The organism is Anaeromusa sp. (genome assembly GCF_028691475.1).
In the GTDB taxonomy this organism is placed as follows: Bacteria; Bacillota; Negativicutes; order Anaeromusales; family Anaeromusaceae; genus Anaeromusa.
The window spans coordinates 1-3,124 of the sequence record NZ_JAQUZF010000194.1 but is presented as its reverse complement, the minus strand read 5'-3'; the positions used below and the strand labels follow the sequence as shown (position 1 = coordinate 3,124).

General features: G+C 48.3%; 5 protein-coding genes. All 5 read right to left on the bottom strand.

Annotation, left to right across the window (positions count from 1 at the left end):
* Positions 1–94: 94 nt before the first annotated feature.
* Positions 95–403, bottom strand: a complete 309-nt coding sequence (locus PHF27_RS14100; RefSeq protein ID WP_300071449.1) for a hypothetical protein — start codon at positions 401–403, stop codon at positions 95–97.
* Positions 404–429: 26 nt separating this feature from the next.
* Entirely contained in the window at positions 430–951 is a 522-nt protein-coding gene (locus PHF27_RS14095) for a hypothetical protein (protein WP_300071446.1), read from the bottom strand.
* Between the two features lie 43 nt (positions 952–994).
* Positions 995–1,237: a DUF2164 domain-containing protein gene (locus tag PHF27_RS14090; protein ID WP_300071443.1), complete on the bottom strand. Its 243-nt coding sequence runs from the start codon at positions 1,235–1,237 to the stop codon at positions 995–997.
* On the bottom strand, positions 1,234–2,265 hold the full coding sequence (locus PHF27_RS14085; RefSeq protein ID WP_300071440.1) for a beta-eliminating lyase-related protein: 1,032 nt from the start codon (positions 2,263–2,265) through the stop codon (positions 1,234–1,236). Before PHF27_RS14085 ends, PHF27_RS14090 begins: the two co-directional genes overlap by 4 nt.
* 118 nt (positions 2,266–2,383) lie before the next feature.
* On the bottom strand, positions 2,384–3,124 hold a 741-nt coding region (locus tag PHF27_RS14080; protein ID WP_300071437.1), incomplete at its 5' end, for an HD domain-containing phosphohydrolase.

Here is a 3,124-nt window from a genome sequence, read left to right as displayed (position 1 = left end):
TCATGGCAGTCCATAGTGATTGCCTCCTCGTTGTTGATGGTTGTGTGAGAACTCCATTCTACCATACGAGGAAAAGTCACCATGGACTTTTTTCTTAAGTGTTCAACTTCATTTTACAATCAACCGGCGGAATATAACAAGCCTGCGCACGCATGTCTTTGGCATGAACAGACACTTTGGAACCATCTTGGCAAAAAAGCACTAGATTAGGCTGAAACCACTCAATTCGATCCACCGTCTTACCGGCAGGGCTGTTACTGAAATAACCTCGAATATACAAAGAGCCCCGATCTTCATCAATAATTGTAGTTTGCCAACTCAACGGCTGCTTCGCTGATGCGATGCCGCCGCACATAGTCAACGCCAGCAAGCAAAGGCACAACGCCCATATGCTTTTCTTCATTCACATATCCCTCTTCCTGTATTCCTTTATTGAGCCGCTTTCCTTACTGCAGCCCAGTCAATTCCTTGTCCTGCATAAAGATACTGATAGGCCTCTTTTTCTTCGGGATTGTTGCCGCCATAGGTTTGAATCAAAAACAGCGTCGCTTCTTTATAAGTCCGCGCCTGAGCGAGCAAGCCGGCACTGGTCGCACCGGTTCCCACATGACGGCCAGCCGGCGCCATCGTCGTATCCGACCAATTTAAACGTTCTACGTCTCCGGCAACCTTGCTCAATTGCTGCACTGCCGCTACATAGGCATCTATCTTCTCTTTATCAGCATCAAAGACATATCGCCCTTTAATAATGCCCCCGGCATGCTCTAGTTCCGCCTTCCACGCCTTGCAATACTCGCTCGTCACATAATTCAGCTCATACGTCGACCATCCGGTATTTAAATCTGCCGCAAAAGCTTGATCGATCGGGTTGTCTGACAGTTCCTGCGCCTGGGCCACGCCTCCCAGCAAAGTCATTGTCCATAGAGCCATACATAAAATTATTTTTTTCAAAACTATCCCTCCTGTTTATTTTTCTCAGCAACGCCATGTCGCCTTACGTCTTGATTCTTTTTTCCAAAGTGAACAACTCATCTGTTTTTTGCTGCATCAACTTCTGGGCATCGGCAATCGCTTGATTGTAAATATAAACGCCGATATCGGACAAGATAAACTCTAACAGCAAGCCTGCTTGGAACTCACTGAGTTCTTCTTCTCGTTCTGTGCCATAATAGCTCTGCAAGTTCGCCAAGAGCAATTTTTTAGTTTCCGGCGTTAGCGCAATTACAGCTTGCTTCATCGGCTGGCGCCCGCTTTTAAGGCTGTCGCAAAAGCATCCACCGCCGCTTCGTCAGTCGCCCAGGAGGTCACAAGGCGAATGGCGGAATGACTTTCATCCACCGCTTCCCAAACATAAAAGGAAAATTCTTCTTCCAGCTTGGCAATTACACTGTTGGGCAAAATTGGAAACACTTGATTGGTCACCGTTGGCGCTAACAGTGAATAGCCAGCTTCCGCAACAGCTTGACGCAGCCGCGCAGCCAGCGTATTCGCCCTTTGCGCCAGTTCAAAGTACAAGCCATCCCGGAACAATTCTTGAAATTGCACGCCCAGCACTTGCCCTTTGGCTAAAAGAGCGCCTTTCTGTTTCATCTGGTAACGAAAATCCTTCTTAAGTTCTTCTTTGACAATAACCAAGGCTTCTCCCAACAAAGCGCCGTTTTTCGTACCGCCGATATAAAACGCGTCCGTTAAGCGGCAAAGCGCCGGCAAATCCACATCGTTTCCCGGCGCGCAAAGAGCGGAACCCAGCCTGGCGCCATCTACATAAAAATATAAGTCCAAACGTTCGCAAAGCTTCTTTAATTCCTGCAGCTCCGAGGCCGAATACAAGGTTCCGATTTCCGTAGGCTGTGAAAGATACAGCAAACGGGGCTTGACCATGTGCTCGTCTCCATGGGATAAAACCATGGCCTCCACAGCCGCTGGACTCACTTTTCCGCCCGGCGACGACACGCTCAGCACCTTATGGCCTGTAGCTTCAATCGCTCCTGTTTCATGCACAAATATATGGCCGCTTTGGGCCGCCACGGCCGCCTCATGGGGCCGTAAAAAAGCGGCCAAGGCTGTCAGATTGGTCTGCGTTCCTCCTGACAGGAAATGAATCTGTACTTCGTCATTCTGCAGCTTCTCCTTCAGTACCGCCACCGCCGCTTGTGTATGAAGGTCCAAGCCATATCCTTCGGCCTGCTCAAAATTGCAAGTTCCTAAGGCTTCCAACAACCGTGGATGCGCCCCTTCACTGTAATCATTTTTAAAACTATACACACGCTAACCCTCGCTTCTGTTTTGATAAATATTCTATTATGTTATTCCCGCAAAAGCAAAGAAGCTCCTGCCGGCTGCATAAAAAGCAGTTACAGACGAGCTCCTTTTTCCTCACATATTAGCTATTTTTTTCTTGATTCGTCCAAAACCGGGCCACATCGCCAGTCAAAGAGAACTCCAACTGCGATTCTACTTCCAAATCAATGTATTCATCGCTTCCCGCCAATTTTATCAAAGGACGCAAGGTCAACAACTTGGAAAACTGAATAATATTTCCGTTGCGGTCATCGCCTAAGGTCACGTCAGCACCAATTAACATTTCTTTCAGCCGCTCCACTAACGTCAAGCACAAGACCGGATTCAAACGGATGTGCATCTCTTCTAAAATCATCGCTAATGCCGCTAAAACAGCCCCCTTCCCTGTTCTTGAACACAGGGTAACGTACTCATCCACTACCGCGACAATTTGCGCCTCCATGGGAATATCGCTGCCTTCGCGACGTTCCGGGTAGCCGCTGCCATCCAGACGTTCCCGATGATACAGCACTCCTTCTAATACCTTCTCCGGTAAATCGTTCCCTTGCAGCATCTGAAAGCTGTAAAACGGATAGCCCTTAAATACCGATAGTTCATGCGGCAGCAAGGGGTCCTGTTTTTTCAAAATACGCTCTGGAACCCGGATTTTGCCTATATCATGAAGCAACCCCGCCATCAACGCCGCCTTGACCCGCTCTGCGTCAAATTTGCTCCAGAGCGCTAAAAGTCCTGACAGCATCCCTACATGCAAACTATGAACAATCAAATCCTCGTCATATTGCCCCGCTATATTCAGCACATGAAATATATCCGGCTGGTGCAC